Origin of the sequence: Rhizobium sp. WSM1274 (assembly GCF_025200775.1) — a bacterium.
In the GTDB taxonomy this organism is placed as follows: Bacteria; Pseudomonadota; Alphaproteobacteria; order Rhizobiales; family Rhizobiaceae; genus Rhizobium; species Rhizobium leguminosarum_I.
The window spans coordinates 3,259,990-3,275,548 of record NZ_CP104138.1; the positions used below are offsets into that span (position 1 = coordinate 3,259,990).

14 protein-coding genes and 2 pseudogenes are annotated in these 15,559 nt (G+C 61.7%); 7 read left to right on the forward strand and 9 right to left on the reverse strand.

The window, feature by feature from the left end:
* Nucleotides 1-68 precede the first annotated feature (68 nt).
* Entirely contained in the window at nt 69-2,645 is a 2,577-nt protein-coding gene (gene mgtA / locus N2600_RS16410; RefSeq protein ID WP_260296814.1) for a magnesium-translocating P-type ATPase, read from the forward strand.
* A gap of 26 nt (nt 2,646-2,671) precedes the next feature.
* On the opposite strand, the gene N2600_RS16415 is transcribed toward mgtA, so the two are convergent.
* From N2600_RS16415 to N2600_RS16435, 5 genes and pseudogenes are all read right to left on the reverse strand, one after another.
* Nucleotides 2,672-3,601 carry an ABC transporter ATP-binding protein gene (locus N2600_RS16415; protein ID WP_246709685.1) on the reverse strand — a complete coding sequence of 310 codons (930 nt, stop codon included), beginning with the start codon at nt 3,599-3,601 and terminating at the stop codon, nt 2,672-2,674.
* A 270-nt stretch (nt 3,602-3,871) separates the two neighbouring features.
* Nucleotides 3,872-4,537, reverse strand: a complete 666-nt coding sequence (locus N2600_RS16420; RefSeq protein ID WP_260296815.1) for a CBS domain-containing protein — start codon at nt 4,535-4,537, stop codon at nt 3,872-3,874.
* Nucleotides 4,538-4,911: 374 nt separating this feature from the next.
* A pseudogene (locus N2600_RS16425) lies at nt 4,912-6,085 on the reverse strand (acetate/propionate family kinase).
* Entirely contained in the window at nt 6,078-6,431 is a 354-nt protein-coding gene (locus N2600_RS16430; RefSeq protein WP_222387059.1) for a hypothetical protein, read from the reverse strand. The pseudogene N2600_RS16425 and the gene N2600_RS16430 overlap by 8 nt, the downstream one beginning before the upstream one ends.
* The gene (locus tag N2600_RS16435; RefSeq protein WP_260296818.1) at nt 6,412-8,046 is read right to left on the reverse strand and encodes an MBL fold metallo-hydrolase; all 1,635 of its coding nucleotides are present in this window, start codon (nt 8,044-8,046) and stop codon (nt 6,412-6,414) included. Before N2600_RS16435 ends, N2600_RS16430 begins: the two co-directional genes overlap by 20 nt.
* Nucleotides 8,047-8,096: 50 nt before the next feature.
* Between N2600_RS16435 and N2600_RS16440 the strand changes: the two genes are divergently transcribed.
* The 3 genes from N2600_RS16440 to N2600_RS16450 all read left to right on the forward strand — a co-directional run bounded on the left by N2600_RS16440 (nt 8,097) and on the right by N2600_RS16450 (nt 9,274).
* Complete coding sequence (locus N2600_RS16440; RefSeq protein WP_162116424.1) at nt 8,097-8,312, forward strand: hypothetical protein; 216 nt, start codon at nt 8,097-8,099, stop codon at nt 8,310-8,312.
* 250 nt (nt 8,313-8,562) lie between these two features.
* Complete coding sequence (locus tag N2600_RS16445) at nt 8,563-8,862, forward strand: hypothetical protein (protein ID WP_017965682.1); 300 nt, start codon at nt 8,563-8,565, stop codon at nt 8,860-8,862.
* A 1-nt stretch (nt 8,863) separates the two neighbouring features.
* Nucleotides 8,864-9,274 carry a universal stress protein gene (locus N2600_RS16450; RefSeq protein WP_260296819.1) on the forward strand — a complete coding sequence of 137 codons (411 nt, stop codon included), beginning with the start codon at nt 8,864-8,866 and terminating at the stop codon, nt 9,272-9,274.
* Between the two features lie 10 nt (nt 9,275-9,284).
* On the opposite strand, the gene N2600_RS16455 is transcribed toward N2600_RS16450, so the two are convergent.
* Together N2600_RS16455 and N2600_RS16460 are read right to left on the reverse strand one after the other, a co-directional pair.
* Nucleotides 9,285-9,650: a hypothetical protein gene (locus N2600_RS16455; RefSeq protein ID WP_260296820.1), complete on the reverse strand. Its 366-nt coding sequence runs from the start codon at nt 9,648-9,650 to the stop codon at nt 9,285-9,287.
* 51 nt (nt 9,651-9,701) lie between these two features.
* Nucleotides 9,702-10,160: a pyridoxamine 5'-phosphate oxidase family protein gene (locus N2600_RS16460; RefSeq protein ID WP_260109222.1), complete on the reverse strand. Its 459-nt coding sequence runs from the start codon at nt 10,158-10,160 to the stop codon at nt 9,702-9,704.
* Between the two features lie 129 nt (nt 10,161-10,289).
* On the opposite strand from N2600_RS16460, the gene N2600_RS16465 reads away from it, so the two are divergent.
* Nucleotides 10,290-11,111, forward strand: a complete 822-nt coding sequence (locus tag N2600_RS16465) for a universal stress protein (RefSeq protein ID WP_260296821.1) — start codon at nt 10,290-10,292, stop codon at nt 11,109-11,111.
* Here N2600_RS16465 and N2600_RS16470 read toward each other — a convergent pair.
* Nucleotides 11,108-12,970, reverse strand: coding sequence for a heavy metal translocating P-type ATPase (locus tag N2600_RS16470; RefSeq protein WP_311319291.1), 1,863 nt, complete (start codon nt 12,968-12,970; stop codon nt 11,108-11,110). The genes N2600_RS16465 and N2600_RS16470 overlap by 4 nt on opposite strands.
* A gap of 26 nt (nt 12,971-12,996) precedes the next feature.
* A complete protein-coding gene (locus N2600_RS16475; protein WP_260296823.1) occupies nt 12,997-13,320 on the reverse strand; it encodes a TraR/DksA family transcriptional regulator in 324 nt (107 codons plus the stop codon).
* Between the two features lie 238 nt (nt 13,321-13,558).
* Between N2600_RS16475 and N2600_RS16480 the strand changes: the two are divergent.
* A pseudogene (locus N2600_RS16480) lies at nt 13,559-14,397 on the forward strand (HAD-IC family P-type ATPase); the annotation flags it as partial.
* A 101-nt stretch (nt 14,398-14,498) separates the two neighbouring features.
* Nucleotides 14,499-15,332: a universal stress protein gene (locus tag N2600_RS16485; protein ID WP_222387067.1), complete on the forward strand. Its 834-nt coding sequence runs from the start codon at nt 14,499-14,501 to the stop codon at nt 15,330-15,332.
* Nucleotides 15,333-15,559 lie beyond the last annotated feature (227 nt).

Consider the following 15,559-nt stretch of genomic DNA (forward strand, 5'->3'; position numbering starts at 1 on the left):
TGGATATCCCCGTTCCTCCCTCTCCTCCCCCTTCGTCCGCTTTAGAGGTCGCGACTTCTGCATACTGGGTGAGATCGCCCACGGAGCTGGGCGCTGCCCTCGCCAGCTCCCTGCAGGACGGGCTGACGTCCGGCGAAGCGGAAGAACGGCTACGACGGTTCGGGCCGAACTCTCTTTCCGAGGAAAGCGGCGGAGGCATGTTGGCGAACTTCGCGCGCCAGTTCAAAAGTCCGCTCGTGCTCGTGCTTGTGTTCGCAGCGCTTGTCGCGGGTAGCGTCGGCGAAGTCCACGACGCCTTCATCATCGGCATCATCATTCTCGCTAGCTGCTTCCTGGGTTTTCTGCAGGAACATGGCGCGCAAAGAGCGGTCGAGGCGCTGCGACAGCGAATTTCTCTCACTTCAAGGGTCCGCCGCGACGGCGCCGACAAGGTCGTGACTGCAACCGGCATCGTGCCGGGCGACCTGATCCTGCTCTCGGCGGGGAGCCTCGTGCCTGTCGATGCAGTCATCGTTGTCGCGCAGGATTTAAACGTCAGCGAAGCGACGCTTACCGGAGAGACTTTTCCCGTTGCGAAGGCGCCCGGCTTTTCAACCGAGGACGCCGGTCTCGCGGACCGTTCCAACTGCGCGTTCGCAGGAACCTCGGTTCGGAGCGGCACGGCGACGGCCCTTGCTATCGCGACCGGCCCCCGCACGGAATTCGCACGGATCGCCAGCGCCGTCGCGCGTCAGATTCCGGAAACGGAATTCGCTCGAGGTGTTCGGCATTTCGGATTTCTGATGACGCGGATCATGCTCTGCATCGTCGTCGTCGTGCTGGTGGCGAATCTCCTGCTTCATAGACCTATCGTGGACTCTCTGCTTTTCTCGCTCGCGCTTGCCGTCGGCCTGACGCCTGAGCTGCTGCCTGCGATCATCAGCGTGACGCTCGCGCGCGGCGCCCGGATGATGTCGAAGTCTGGCGTGATCGTTCGCCGCCTCGATGCAATGGAGAACCTTGGCAGCATGGACGTGCTTTGCACGGACAAGACGGGGACGCTTACCGAGGGCGTCATCCGCCTTGACAGTTGTGTCGACCCGCAGGGCGTCGGCTCGCCGGAAGTGCGGCGGCTGGCACTTCTCAATTCGGCGTTTCAATCGGGAATGAAGAATCCGCTCGACGACGCCGTGACGGCCACGATCGCCGCGGGGGAGATTTCTCCCGACGCCCGCAAGCTTGCCGAGATCCCCTACGATTTCTCGCGCAAGCGCCTATCCGTGATCGTTGCCGGCAAGGACCGGCCGCCGCTGTTGATCTGCAAAGGAGCGGCCACCAACGTGATCGACGTCTGCGCCGCAGTCATGACCGCGCGCCGCGAAGTGGCCTTGGACGACAATGTCCGCAAACGATTAGACGATGCCTGCCGGCAATGGGGAGAAGCAGGCATGCGCGCGCTCGCGGTCGCCACCCGGCCCATATCCAAAGCCGCTCCCGAAATCTCGAGGGAAGACGAATGCGGGCTTTGCCTGCAAGGTTTTCTGCTCTTCTCAGATCCCCCGAAGACCGATATTTCAGCCGTGGTAGCAAGCCTCATGGAACGAGGGGTGCGGATCAAGGTGATATCGGGAGACAACCGATATGTCGTCCAGCATCTCGCGTCGTCGATCGGAATCGACGGTTCCTGCATGCTCACGGGGAAAGAGGTCGGCCGCATGAGCAACGACGCACTGTTCAGCCGTGCGGGGAAAACCGACCTGTTCGTCGAGATCGACCCAAATCAGAAGGAACGGATCGTGGCGGCCCTCCGCAAGGCCGGACACGTGGTCGGATATCTTGGAGATGGGATAAATGACGCGCCGGCCCTTCACGAGGCGGACGTCGGGATTTCGGTTGAGGGCGCGGCCGACGTCGCCCGCGAGGCTGCCGACGTCGTCCTGATGCGGCAGGACCTCGCCGTCCTTTCCAAAGGCGTGGACGACGGACGCAGGACCTTCACTAACACGATGAAGTACATATCGATCGCGACCAGCGCCAACTTCGGCAACATGATCAGTATGGCAGCGGCGTCGCTCGTGCTGCCATTCCTGCCGCTCCTTGCCAAGCAGATACTGCTGAACAATCTGCTGTCGGACCTGCCGGCGATGGCAATCGCCACGGACAAGGTCGATCCGGCAGACCTTCGGCGTCCGCAGCGTTGGGACATCTCCCGCATCAAGAGGTTCATGCTCTGGTTCGGGCCGCTAAGTTCTCTCTTTGATCTGGCGACGTTCGTCGTCCTGCTGGCAGTGTTTTCCGCCGGACAGGACGAGTTCCGCTCCGCATGGTTCGTTGAATCGCTAATGACACAGTTGGCGACCATGCTCGTCATCAGGACGCCGGGTCCGATCTGGAGGAACCGGCCCAGTCCGCTGCTATTCGGCACGGCGATCGCCGTCGCTGCGGCAGGAGTGACCATCCCCTACACCCCGATCGGTGGGCTTTTTGGTTTCGTTCGGATCCCCCTCGAAATTCTCGCAGTGCTTTTGGCTGTGACCTTGATCTACGTATCAGCTCTCGAGACCGTGAAGATCTTTTACTTTGCGACGTTGTCAACGCAGCACCATTCACTGCAGCGAGCGTCGCGTCGTCGGCCTCGCGCTCGTACAAGGCGCCTTTCAAAATAGGCGTGATCGCCGGGCGCGGAAGGCACTCACGTCTTGCCAATGCCAGCGCCATCGAACTTCGCGGCGTCCCTGATGAGCCTGAACTTCACCTGGGTCACCCTGAGGTCACGATACCAGTCCACGATCGCCCCCCAAGGGTCGACGATCTTTGCCAGTCCCGAGACGAAGGCGACAACGGTGCCTATCTCGGTCTTGCCGGTGACAACATAATATCCCCCGAGGACGAAAATGCCGACATAGCCCAGTTGCGCCATGAGATTCATGAGAAAGTTCATGGCGTACTTGTAGCGGTAGATCTCCATGTTGGCGGAGAAGATCGCTCCGATGCGCGAAGTTTGAGGATCCTCTCCCTGGCCACCTTCGATCGCATGCACCATGCCTTCGCTGACGTCGCGCATGATGGCGACCTTCGCCTCGACCCGGCGGTTGATCGCGGCCTGCAACATCGGGACGAACGCAATCTGCGGGGCGAAGGTTGCTGCGACGGCCAGCATCATCAGCGGTTGGAGATAGATCAGGTAGCTGCAGACGGTGACAAGGATGCCGACCTGCAGCAGCGGCTCGGAGATGCTGGTTCCGACGAAACCGCCGACCGGCTCGGCTTCCGCAAGCACGATCGACAGCTCGACGCCCTCGAGCATGGATTCTGATGGCGGCGTCTCGGCCCGATGCAGAACGCGCGCCCGCAGCCAGAGCGTGCCCTTCTCGCCCACCCAGCTTCTGTAGAGATTGAGGGTGAATTTTATCACGCCCTCCAACACTGCCACCGCGAGATAGAGGGATACGAGAAAAAGAAGCGTCCCGTAGGATGCTTGCTGGGTCGCCTCATTGACGATCCGGCGCTGGAGTTCGAGAGGCGCCGCGCCGATAACAAACAGAACCAGGGACAGCCCGGCGATCAACGCCTGATGACGCCTTCCCATCAGCCAGATAAAGCCGAACAGGTCGGAGGGCATCGAATCTGTCGCGCTTCCGGTCTTTTGCAAGACGCGGCCCGGCATTCCAATCCTGGAGGGCCAAATGTTCATCGCGCACTCACGGGTCAGAGAGAGAGCGCTCGACGCGCCCGCTTCGAGAGTCGTCGGATGGTTTCACCAGCAGGACGCCCAAGACCGTCCCGACCATGAGGACAAGAATGACGAGGAGAAGCCTCGACATGATGGCGTCTGCAATGACCCTGACAAACATGACGGAAACACCGGGGACGATTTCATCGTATGAGGGACTTACCATGCGAAGGCCAGGGTGATCTTGTTCACCACGCCGCCGACGCCGCGGACGCTTTCCGCCGCCACCTTGGCCGCTGAGCGTTCCAGCTCAGTGTCGACCTCTCCCCTCAGGGTGACGATCCCGTTGGAGATGGTCGCTTTGACCGTAGGGGCGGTTATTTCGAGCTCGGCTTCCAGGCGGCTACGAACGGCGGTCCCTACCGCCTCGTCGCCGGAAGCTGTGCACTGCCGAGGAACATCGAGAAGCGCTCGCATCAAGTCGCGACGGCTGATCATTCCGGCGAGCCTACCGTTCTCGACGACCCGCAGGTGTTTGATGTTGTGGGCCTGCAGCAGCTCGGCGAGTTGGCTGGCGGTGGCGGTCGGGGTGGCGCTGACGACGGGCGTCGACATCACGTCCCTGACGCGCCAGCTTCGGGCCTTCACGTAGTCCGCCAGTCCATCTTCGCGGTCGCGCGTATGTGGGACCGCCCGTCTCGCCCAAGACGACGCCACCCGGCGCAGCAGGTCTCCCTCCGTGACGATGCCCGTGAGCCGACCTTCGCCATCGACGACGGGCACCGCGCCAATTTTGCTGGCGTTGACGATCTCGACGGCTTCCCTGACGTTGTGTCCCTCGTCGAGCGTCGTAACGGGGGTCGTCATGATGTCTCTAGCAAGCATCGTATCGTCTCCTTTAGATTGGCAGGACAATTACACGCGAAAAATCGATCCGCCGCCTTGACGAAGATCAAACCTGAGCATCGTGTCACACCGGAGGTCGAGGAAACCAGTTTCCTCCTAAGACGCCCTTTCCCGTGCGAGTTCAGTACCTCCGGCATGTCCTCGCCATCCTCTTTGATGGACGCTTCGACGAGCCTCATCACGGTGATGTTGAACGGCATGGTCGTCGTGCATTGCTCCACGCACATGGACCTGCCGTGATCGGTGCGACGGTACGCCAACCGATGAATGAGTGGAAGTAAGCGAAGATGACCGGCCTACTCCGTGAAGATGTCGTTGAACGCGCGACTTAGCGTGCACACATGTTCGACCCCTTAAAGCCTGTGGCGGCTGATGACTTCGATCGCTTCGTCGGCGATCACCTGTTCCTCGTCGGTCGGAATGACGAGGGCGACGATTTCGCTTTCCCTTGCGCTGATCACGGTCGCGTTCATCTTGTTCGCGGGCTCGCTCAACGAGAGACCCAGCCAAGAGAGATGGCGGGCGACGCCACCCCGTATCTCCGGCTGATGCTCGCCTATGCCGGCGGTAAAGACGATGGCGTCCACCCCGCCAAGAGAGACGGCAAGCCTTCCGATTTCGCCGGCGATCCTGAAGCAGAAGAGGTCGAGGGCTTCCCTTGACGCCGGATGGAAGTCCTGCAGCAGGACCCGGACGTCGCCGCTTTTCCCGGAGACGCCGAGCAGGCCGCAATGGTGATAGAGGAAATCCTCGAGACTGTCTGCGTCGTGGAAATTGTTGCGCAAAAGGTGGACGACAGCGCCCGGATCGAGCGAGCCCGGCCGGGTCGACATCGGAATTCCGTCCAGCGGGGAGAACCCCATGCTGGTGTCTATACTCACGCCGTCGACCATGCCGCAAAGGCTCGCACCGCTTCCAAGGTGCGCGTAGACGACACGGCCAGCGGCAAGATCTGGATCGTGTTTCCTGAGTTCGCCGGCGACGTACTTATAGGAAAGACCGTGGAAGCCGTATCTGCGGATCCCGGCGTCGTGCAGCTCTCTCGGAATGGGCGAGCCGTGCGGCAAGACTGCTCTGCGACGAATGGAATGCGGTATCGAATGACACTGTTTGGGGTATGTCCGGATATGCGCTTCGGATTGCGCGGACGATCGCAAGCGCCGGAGGAAGATGCACCGGTGAGAGATGCGTCAGATCTTCCATTCTGAGGACCACTTCGGGCTCCAGCAGAACGGGGCCATCGAAGACCTGTCCGCCGTGGACGACGCGATGGCCGGCCACCACGGGGTCGAATCCTCTGCGGACGATGCAATCGACGAGCTGCAAAACCAGCCCCGCGTCGATTGCTGTCCCGGACGGAAGATCGACAGCCTCGTCCCCGTCAGAAAATCGAAAGGTGAACCTTGGCTGGTCTCCGAGCGTGGCAACGCCGCTTCCCAGCCGGAGTGCCCAGCCGTCCTTCAACCTGAAGACGCCGACCTTGAGGCTGGAGGAACCGGCGTTGAAAGTGACGGCAACCCTATCCATGGCCCGGAGTCCTGGGGCGTGCCGTCCCAGCAGACCTCGCAGCCACCTTCGTTGCAGCCTGCCTGGCTGCCTCCTTGCTTGCCTCTGCGAAGAATTCGCATGCGTACTCTAGGGCGGCCTTCTCGTCTTCCGACGACAGACCGAACGGCGCGCACTGCTCCTTCATCGCCCGCAGGATCTTCTTCTTTAGCGCAGCGACCGCAAAGGCATTCTTCGAAGCGAGAACCTCCTGCAGGCAGGTTATAGCGACGACCTCCAGGACGATAAGCTTGCCTTGCACTTCCCCCTGGCTCGGTATCGCGAAGCGTTCCCCGCCGCGCTTGCAGTCACGATCCATGATCAGCATTGCCGTCCCTCCTCCCTTCGACCGCCGGAGCATCGTCCGGGTCCAGTGCGCGTCGAAGCCTGCGCAGCACGACCGCGCGACCCTTTTCGTCGGCGACGGATGTCAGGCGATCCGACAGGTCGAGCACGAACCGCTGATAATCATTGTTCCAGTCGGGCCTGCCGGGCACGACCGGCTTGATACGTGCGGGCGTCCGGTCATCGACGAGGCGTGCACCCGACGGTGCAAGCTCGTAGGCGTCGTCCAGCGACGGGCAGACGACCTTTGCAGAAACTTGCTTTGGGAGCCGGGCGGACATCGCTTCACGAGCGCTCTCCTCTCCATGGACGAGGAAGATCGCCTTCCGGATCGGTTCCCGACCCGCAACCCACGCGTCCAGTTCGCTTGCATCCGCATGTCCGCTATAGGCGTCGAGCGTGGCCATCCTGGCGCCGACGTGAATCTCCTCGCCCTGGATGCGGACGTCGGTCGCGCCCTCCTGCAGGATGCGGCCGAGCGTCCCCGCCGCCTGAAACCCGACAAACAGGACGGTGCACTCCTGCCGCCAGAGCCAGTTCTTCAGGCGGTGGCGGATCCGCCCCGCCTCGCACATTCCACTTGCCGCGATGATGATGTGAAAGCCTCGGACGAGATCGAGCGCCTTCGACTGCTCGGCCGTCTCGGTGAAGCGGACATTCGGCGCATTGAGCGCGCGAAGGAACGCCTTGCCGTGACCGAGGTCGGCCGCATGCCTCCTGAATGCCTCGGTCGCTTGCGATGCAAGCGGCGAGTCTATCATGATAGGGCACCGCGGCACCTCTCCTTCGTCCATGAGGGCGACGAGATCGGTCAGCACCTCCTGCGTCCTCTCGACGGCGAAGGAGGGAATGAGAAGAACCCCGCCAGGGCTGTTCGAGGTCGCCACCACGTCGCGCAGCCGGTCCCGTCGAACCTTCAGGGCGTATTCTTCCCGTTCCCGGTCTCCGTATGTGCTTTCGCAGATGAGGTAATCGACCCCGGAAGGTGCCCGCGGGAGATTTTCGAATAGTTTGTTGCTCGCGCCGACGTCGCCGGAGAACAAAATTCTTGTCGGTCCGTCGGCGCCGGGGGCCTCGAGTTCGATCGATGCGGAACCCATCAGGTGTCCAGCATTCCAGTAACGGAACCTTGCGCCGCCAACGGTCTCCCGCCACTCACCATACTCGACGGCGATGAACTGCGGCAGCATGCTGCGGGCGTCGTCGGCGGTATAGATGGGCTCCACCGGCTCTCGCGCCCTTCTGCGATTCCTTCGGTTGAGCTGTCGGACCTCCGACTCCTGGATATGACCCGAATCCTGCAGCATGATCGTGCAAAGGTCGATCGTTGCTGCCGTTGCAAAGATCGGTCCACCGTATCCCGCCTTCGCGAGCTTCGGAAGCAGCCCCGAGTGGTCGATGTGCGCGTGCGTGAGCAGCACGGCGTCGATCGTCGATGGTTCGAAGGGGAATGGCTTGTAGTTGAGCTCCTTCTCCGATTTCGAGCCCTGGAACATTCCGCAGTCGATCAGAATGCGCGTGCCACCAGCCTCTAAAAAGAAGCACGACCCGGTGACCGACCCCGCGGCGCCGTGGAAATGGAGAATGGGATTGGCCATGACAACTCCTACTGTTGTCACGAACCTACGCCGCCGCAGGCGATCGTACGTTGACGAAGGTCAAAGACAAGCTCGACGACGGACGCTTAGCCGTCGGGCGCCTAAGAGTTGCTGCAGGAAGGCCTCGTTGCATCCACAAGAGCATGGACGCTGGTGACGCATCGGATGCGGCGGCCTTCGCCATCGAGAATACTCCGATCCTGGCGATCGATCGCGTTGCGAAACCGCCGTCGCGTGTAGCCGGTGAAGCCGGGCTCGTCGCATAGATTATCCGCGACCCGCGGCAAAATTCGCAGTGCCGCGGGCGTGGCCCAACCCCCGAGGCGAATCGTACGGCCCCTCGTCAAGCACCATTGCCCTAACGTGTCCCTTCATAGTCAGCGGAATCTCATCGCCTTCCCGACCTTCGCTTGATCCGGGTCAAACATCCGGATTGATGCTCGTCAAAGACGGAATGCCTGAGGTCCGATAGCCTCCCTGGACACAGCGCCACGACCTCATCCAAAGGAGACGGACATGCGCGAACACGAAAAGACACGCAACACCGCAGCCGACGTAGCCACGACCGCTTCCCCGGTCGAGCGAACATCGGCAGACCTTGTTCTCGAACGTCGGGACGAGGATCGCTGGGAGGTGACGGCGGCGACGCCGCGGGGCCAGGCATGGGCGAGAGACCATTTCTGCTGCGCGCTGCGGCAATCTTTCACTGGCAGCATGTGTCTCGACATCATGAGCGCCGATCGGCTTCTCAAGGAAGCGCATGGCGAGGGCCTGACGACCGAGTTCGTCAGCCTGTCTGGAAAGGACATATACTGAGATGTTCGCCACAGTCGTCTGCGCCATCGGCCGAGGATCCCGGCAACGCATGCTCCAGCTTATCGAAACGGCCCGCGCGCAGCTCGCGCACAACGGAAGCCTCCACCTCGTTCACGCGGTGGAGGGCCTACCCTCGTCCGCCTCGCCGGACGATTGGGCGATCGAGGTGATGGCCGCCGCTGAGACCAGACTTTCGGAAGCCCTGCGGTCGACCGACACTCCTGCTTCTATACACGTCAGGGCGGGCAACCCGTCTCAGATCATCGTGGCCATCGAGAAGGTGACCGCCGCCGATCTCGTCGTGATTGCCTCTCACCGGGACGACGTGCTCGACCGGGTCTTTGGCTCGGTCGTGGATCACGTCGTGCAGCGCGCACCATGCTCCGTGCTCGTCTTGCGAACGACCCGGTGAACAGCGCGCTTCACACGACCCTCTTCGCCTCAGCCTCCCTGACCTGACCGGCGGCGATGTCACGATACAGTTCGGCGGTATGCGACAACAGTCGTGACCCGGTCTCGCAAAGCCGCGACACCTCCTTAGGATATTCCTCCAGCTCGGTCTCGACGAAGTCCGAAAGGACCTCGACCGCATCGCCGTGGTCGATGCTGCAGCCAAGTCTTGTCAGAAATTCAAAGCATCGAAGCCCTCGCCGAACGGCGGACGCCGTCAAATCCGTGGTGATCGTGGCCGACGTGACGAAGATCTGCTCTTGGATCAGAGCCCCTGCACAAAATGCGGGTGCGAGGGTGAAGTTGAATGTGGCGCTTGGACTGGGGAGATATGTCATGTGGTGCTCCGCTTGAGGGATGTGGGTTGGGTTCGGCTCGAGCGTCGACGGTCATTTCGTTCTGACTGCGCTGCGTCCCGACACGGCCGTGACGGCAATGCCGTAGAAGACGTGAGGAGAACCATCGGACATCGGGATCTCGTTGGGCTTCATAGAGCCGATCTCCCACCAGTCCGAATACTTTTGGAGAAGCGACCACGCGTGTAGCCTTTCGCTTCGTCGCGCATCGCTGTCCGGAAACTCCTCGAACCTGCCTTCGACGACGATGCTCGTCCACCCGCCACTGCTCGAACGCTGCTCGACGTGAAGACAGACCTTGTCATTCCCCCGCATCCAGTCGAGCTTCTTGCCGGGCATGGTGAAGCTATAGGCGACGCCGCCGGAAAAGGCGAAATAGATCGCCGCCACGTAAGGCTGCCCATCCTTGCAGCAGGCGAGATGACCGAAGCGTTCGTTCTCAAGGATTCGGTAGCACTCACCGGGGTTGATCTCCGTCAGCTTGATCGTCATGGCCGTGTTCTCCAGCTTTAATGAAGGCACGATCATAGGAGCTCCGTTGCGCCGCGGCCTTGACAAAGCGCAATGCAAACTCTCTCCGCGGCATGCATCATGACGGCTGTTTAACCTCAGGAGGCCAGCATGAAGGCGCAGTTCCATCTTCCGTTATCGACCTATCCCGACCCGAGTTCCTTCACCGTCATCGACAACGCGATCGACCTCGCTCGGCAGAACGACGCCGATCTCGTCGCCAGCATCCCGCAAGTCCGGATCCCCCAGGTCCATCAGCCCTTTCCCACTTTTATCGATGTCGACACATGGCGGGAACAAGCAGAGCGGTATAGCCGGGACAGCGGGACTTCGCTGCGGGAACACGTCGCCGACGCTATTTCGGAAACTGGCTTCGAGGTGCGAATCCACGGATTCAAGGTCAGGGAACCGTTCGTCTATGAATGCTTTTCTGAAATTGCCAAGTGCTACGACCTTTCCATCGTCGAAGCCTCGGAGCTCTCCCGACAGCTCTCCGAAACGCTGCTATTCGGAAGCGGCCGTCCGCTCGTGCTATTTCCAGTCACCAGCGTCTACTCTCGTGTGGACACGATCGCCGTCGCCTGGGACGGCAGTGCCACTGCAGCGCGCGCTCTTTCCTGCGCACGGGTCTTCATCGAACGCGCGATCAAGGTGCAGGTCATCTCGATCACCGACGATAAGGAGATCGACGAGGCGAACCGCGCCCTCCTGATCTCTTCTTTGAAGCATTCGGGACTCGACGTGGATGACGTATCGATCCAGGCACTCGGCGAGACCGCGACAGCTGCCATCCAATCGGCGGCGCTGGAACGAAAGGCGGACCTTCTGGTCGCGGGCGGATTTGGCCATTCGCGGCTTCGTGAGTTTATCCTCGGCGGCGTTACTCGCGAACTGCTCGTCAAGGCCGAACTGCCGGTGCTTCTCGCCCATTAGAGGGCGCGAAGGGCGTTGAGAATGACGGCAACGTCGATGGCCTCCTGAAGCAATGCGCCGGCGACTGGCGGAAGGTATCCCGCTCCCGCGAACCCCATCGCGAGGAGCGAGAGACCTATGCCGGCATAGATGCTTTGAAGCGCGATCTTGCGGGAACGACGCGCGATGCCGATCGCCGTCGCTATCTTGGCGAGATCGTCCCGGACGAGCACGATATCCGCGGCCTCCGCGGCCGCCGCAAGGTTCTCGACACCGACCGCGATTCCGACGTCGGCCGCCGCCAGCGCCGGCGCGTCGTTCACGCCGTCGCCGACCATCAGCACTTTCCCGTGGACGCGCTCCTTTTCGACGACTGCGACTTTGTCTGCGGGAGCGAGCCTCGCCGCAACGTCGTCCAAGCCAAGCGAGCGAGCTATGGCTGTCGCGATAGCCAACCCGTCACCAGAAGCCAGGACTATTCGAGAGATTCCCGACGCCCTGAGCTGGGCGACGAGTTGGACAGCATCTTCGCGAAGCCGGTCTTCGAGCGTGATCGTGCCAGCCGGCGTGCCGTCAAACAGCACCTTTATGCGCATTGCGCTGATTGACCCGTTCGGCTCGGACGGCGGCGCTTCTCCGAAATACGTGTCTCCTCCGACGCCGACACGCACGCCATCGACAATCCCGGAAATTCCGGATCCGGCGGTCTCGGTCACCTCCGATGGGCGGCTCAGTAGCAACCCACGTCTATGCGCCTCGTCCACCAGCGCGCGCCCGACCACGTGCCCCGACGCCTGGTCCAGCGAGGCGGCCAGCCGCAGGATCCTGTCGGGACGCACCGTGCCCTCGATGTGGCCTACTTCCGGCTGTCCCGCGGTGAGCGTCCCCGTCTTGTCTAAAACCGCCACGGTGGCCTGGGCGAGTGCCTCGAGAGGTCCCGCACCCTTCACCAGAACGCCCTCTTTGGCGGCTTTTGAAGTACCTGCCGCAAGTGCGACGGGTACCGCCAGGATCAACGGACAGGGCGTGGCGACGACCAGCACGGCCACGATCCTTGCCATGTCTCCGGACATCAATGCCGAGACTCCTGCAATCGCCACCGTGGCGAACAGGAACCAGACCGAGAACCGGTCGGCCAGGCGCATCAGCTTCGCCTTGGATCGCCTCGATGCTTCCACGAGCCTGACTATACCCGCATAGGTGCTGTCCTCGGCGCGGCTCAGAACGCGGATTTCGATCGCATCGCCCTCGTTCGTAGCGCCGCTCGAAATCTTGCCATCCCTGGCGATGCGCACCGGGAAAGGCTCTCCGGTCAGCACCGCCTGGTCGATCGTCGCGACTTCGCCGAGGAGCGCCCCGTCGGCCGGTACGACGTCGCCCTTGCGTATCAGGAGTACGTCGCCGACCGCGACCGTCTCGATCGGAATTTCTTCGAAACCGGTTCCGGCAAGCCGAATGGCCGTCCGCGGAACTTGCGCCAGCAAAGCCGACATGCCCTCGTCGGCGCGACGATGTGCGTATGCCTCGAGAAACTGACCGCCGGAATACATGAGACCGACGATCGCTCCGGCAAGATATTCGCCGAACCATAAGGAAGACCCCATGGCCATCGCCGCGATCAGATCCAGGCCGTATTCCTGCTTCCGCAGCTTCCTGGCGATCTCAACGCAGAGAGCCGCGAGGATCAGACTGGTGCAGCCGATGAGGACTGCCTTGTATCCAAGGCCGTTGCCCGCGAGATAGAAGGCAAATGCGATCATTAGTGCAAGAAGCGACGACAGCACCAGAAGGCCCGATCCGGAGCTCCCGTCCCTCAGTCGCAACACCCGGCCCTGAGGCCACGTCCACCTACCAGCCCTCCAAGCCGCCGCTATAGCCACCTTTCACCCTCCCATCAATCCGGAAGTCAGCGGAACGATTTTGCGCAATCGATGCAGAACGGCGTGTAGGGAACCGCAGTCAGCCGCTCCTTGCCGATCGGATGGTGGCATTTGACGCATCGCCCATATGTGCCGTCGTTCAGCCGGTCGATGGCCGCGTCGATGGCCGCAATCTGGTCGCGCCCTTCGGCTTGCATCTCGCGGAGAACTTCGTCGTTCTCAACCTGGGTCGCGCGCTCCTCGCTGTCCTTCTCGAGCGCCACGCAGAGGTCCGCATCGATCGCTCCGAGACGGCGGACAAGGTCATCCTTCATCGTCTGCAACACCGTCTGTACCAAGCTTTTATTCATTTTGATCGCCTTTCAATCATGCCGGATCAATCTGGGTCCACACGCGATGCCGTCGTAATACCGAACCAAACGCACCGCCTTCGAAACGCCATTGCCGCATATGCCTCGGCCCACAAGTCGTCTGCAGCATATCTCAATGCGATCGGAGCTCCTTGATCCCGGTCAATGCCGCCTGCGCAGGGGCACATAGGCTGTCGCGCGAGCTTTCAGTGAAATCGTTGCGACAAGCCCGGAGCCCATGATGAATCTCACGGCGCAGACACCCGCCCCCACCACACCTACGGTGATCGGTCTGACCGACGTCGAGGCCGCGGAACGCCTTGCCGAGTTCGGGCCAAACACGCTGCCCGAGCCTGAGCCGCCATCGCCGCTGAAGGTGTTCCTCATCCAATTTCGCAACCCGATCATTTACATTCTTTTGCTGGCGTCGGCGCTCTCGTTTGCGACCGGCAGGATCGAGGACGCCCTGTTCATTCTCGTCGTGCTTCTGATCAATGCCTCCATCGGCACGTATCAGGAGTATTCTGCGGATCGGGCGGCCGCCGCCCTTCGCAAGCTCGAGCAGCCGTCGGCCAGGGTCATCGCCGCCGAGTTGGGAAGAGCCGATTCCTCGCAGCCTCCGCTTGTCGCCCGTCTGCTGAAGTTCACGAACGCGCTCGCTCTTTTCGTAGGATTGGCGGCATTGGTGCTGGTCGTCGCCGGCTTCATGCGGGGCCTCCCTCTGCACGATCTGGTCATGATGTCCGTAGGTCTGGCGGTGAGTGCTGTGCCGGAAGGGCTTCCGATCGCCATTTCCGTCGCGCTTGCCGTCAGCATGCGGCGGATGGCCGGCCGCAATGTCATCGTCCGAAGCATGCCGGCGGTGGAGACCCTGGGTTCGACCACGATGATCGCCACGGACAAGACGGGTACCTTGACCAGCAACGTGCAGACGGTGACTGAAATTCGCCTGCCTGATGGCACGGACATCGCTCTGGACGCCCATGCCGATCTCGACAGGTGCTGGACGGCGGCCTGGTCCGCGAGAGGGCGCGCAGGCTGCTGCGCGCACTGCTTGCAAACGAACCCTCGTCCGCCGGGACGACCGCGATCGTTCATCCCGTGTTGCTTGACGAAGATCAAAGACGTCAGCGCATGCGCCGTTATCCTTTCGATATTCAACAAGAGAGGTGATCGAAATGTCCATTCGCACGGTATTGAGCATCCTGAGTTCCAAATATTTCGATGAAGACCTGAAGGCCGCCGTCGAGTTTTGCGGAGCCTCAGGAGCGCATCTCAGCGCGGTCGTGATCTGCATGGGCGCGTCGCCCATGATGGGAGAATATAACTCCCTGTCGACCGTCTGGCTGGAAGAACGCCAGCGCGAAATCGAGGAAATCGTCAAGAAAGCCGAAGAGATCAAGGCGTATCTCTCGCGCACCGACCTGTCCTACGACGTGCAGGACGTCTATACGGAATATGCTTTTGCACGGGAGGACGTTGCAGAACGGGCGCTCTACGCCGACGTCGTTCTCGTCGGCCGCCAAGCGTGCAAGGACGAGGAACTCCAGAAAAGGGTCATGGATGGCGCTCTGTTCCACACGCCGACGCCAATCATCATCAACCGCGGACGGCGGCCGCTCTCTTCAACTTCAAAATCGATCGTACTGGCGTGGGATTCGAGCGACGAGGCGTCGCGTGCTGCAAGGCAGGCCCTCGACCTGCTGAAGACGGCGGACTGCGTCTACGTGACGATGGTCGATCCGGTCTCGCGAGAGCGGGTGAATGGAGAAGAACCAGGCGCCGACATCGCGAGCTTCCTCTCCCGTCACGGGGTCAAGGTTCAGGTGGATCGCGTGGCCAGTGGCGGAAACACCGCCGACGAGGTCCTGAGGCGGCATGCGATGGACGTCAACGCCGATCTGGTCGTCATGGGCGCATACAATCACCCTCGCTGGCAGCAGACGCTCTTCGGAGGCGTGACGCGCAACATGATAGAGCAAAGCAGCATGCCGATTTTCATGGCGCATTGACTGAGGGAGGAACATGGCCGCGGAACATTTGCGGTCATGGCCGCCCAGTGGTGCGGCATGGCGCGTTCAACATGATCGATGTTGGCCGTCCGGATGTCACCCGCGTTAGGCTCCGACGGCGCCGACACCGCCGCCCAATCGGCGTCAGCTAAAGACGGTGATTGAAGACGACGCCATCGATCACCAAGTCAGGTCGATGCAATTGGACGGGCACAGGATCGTGGCGC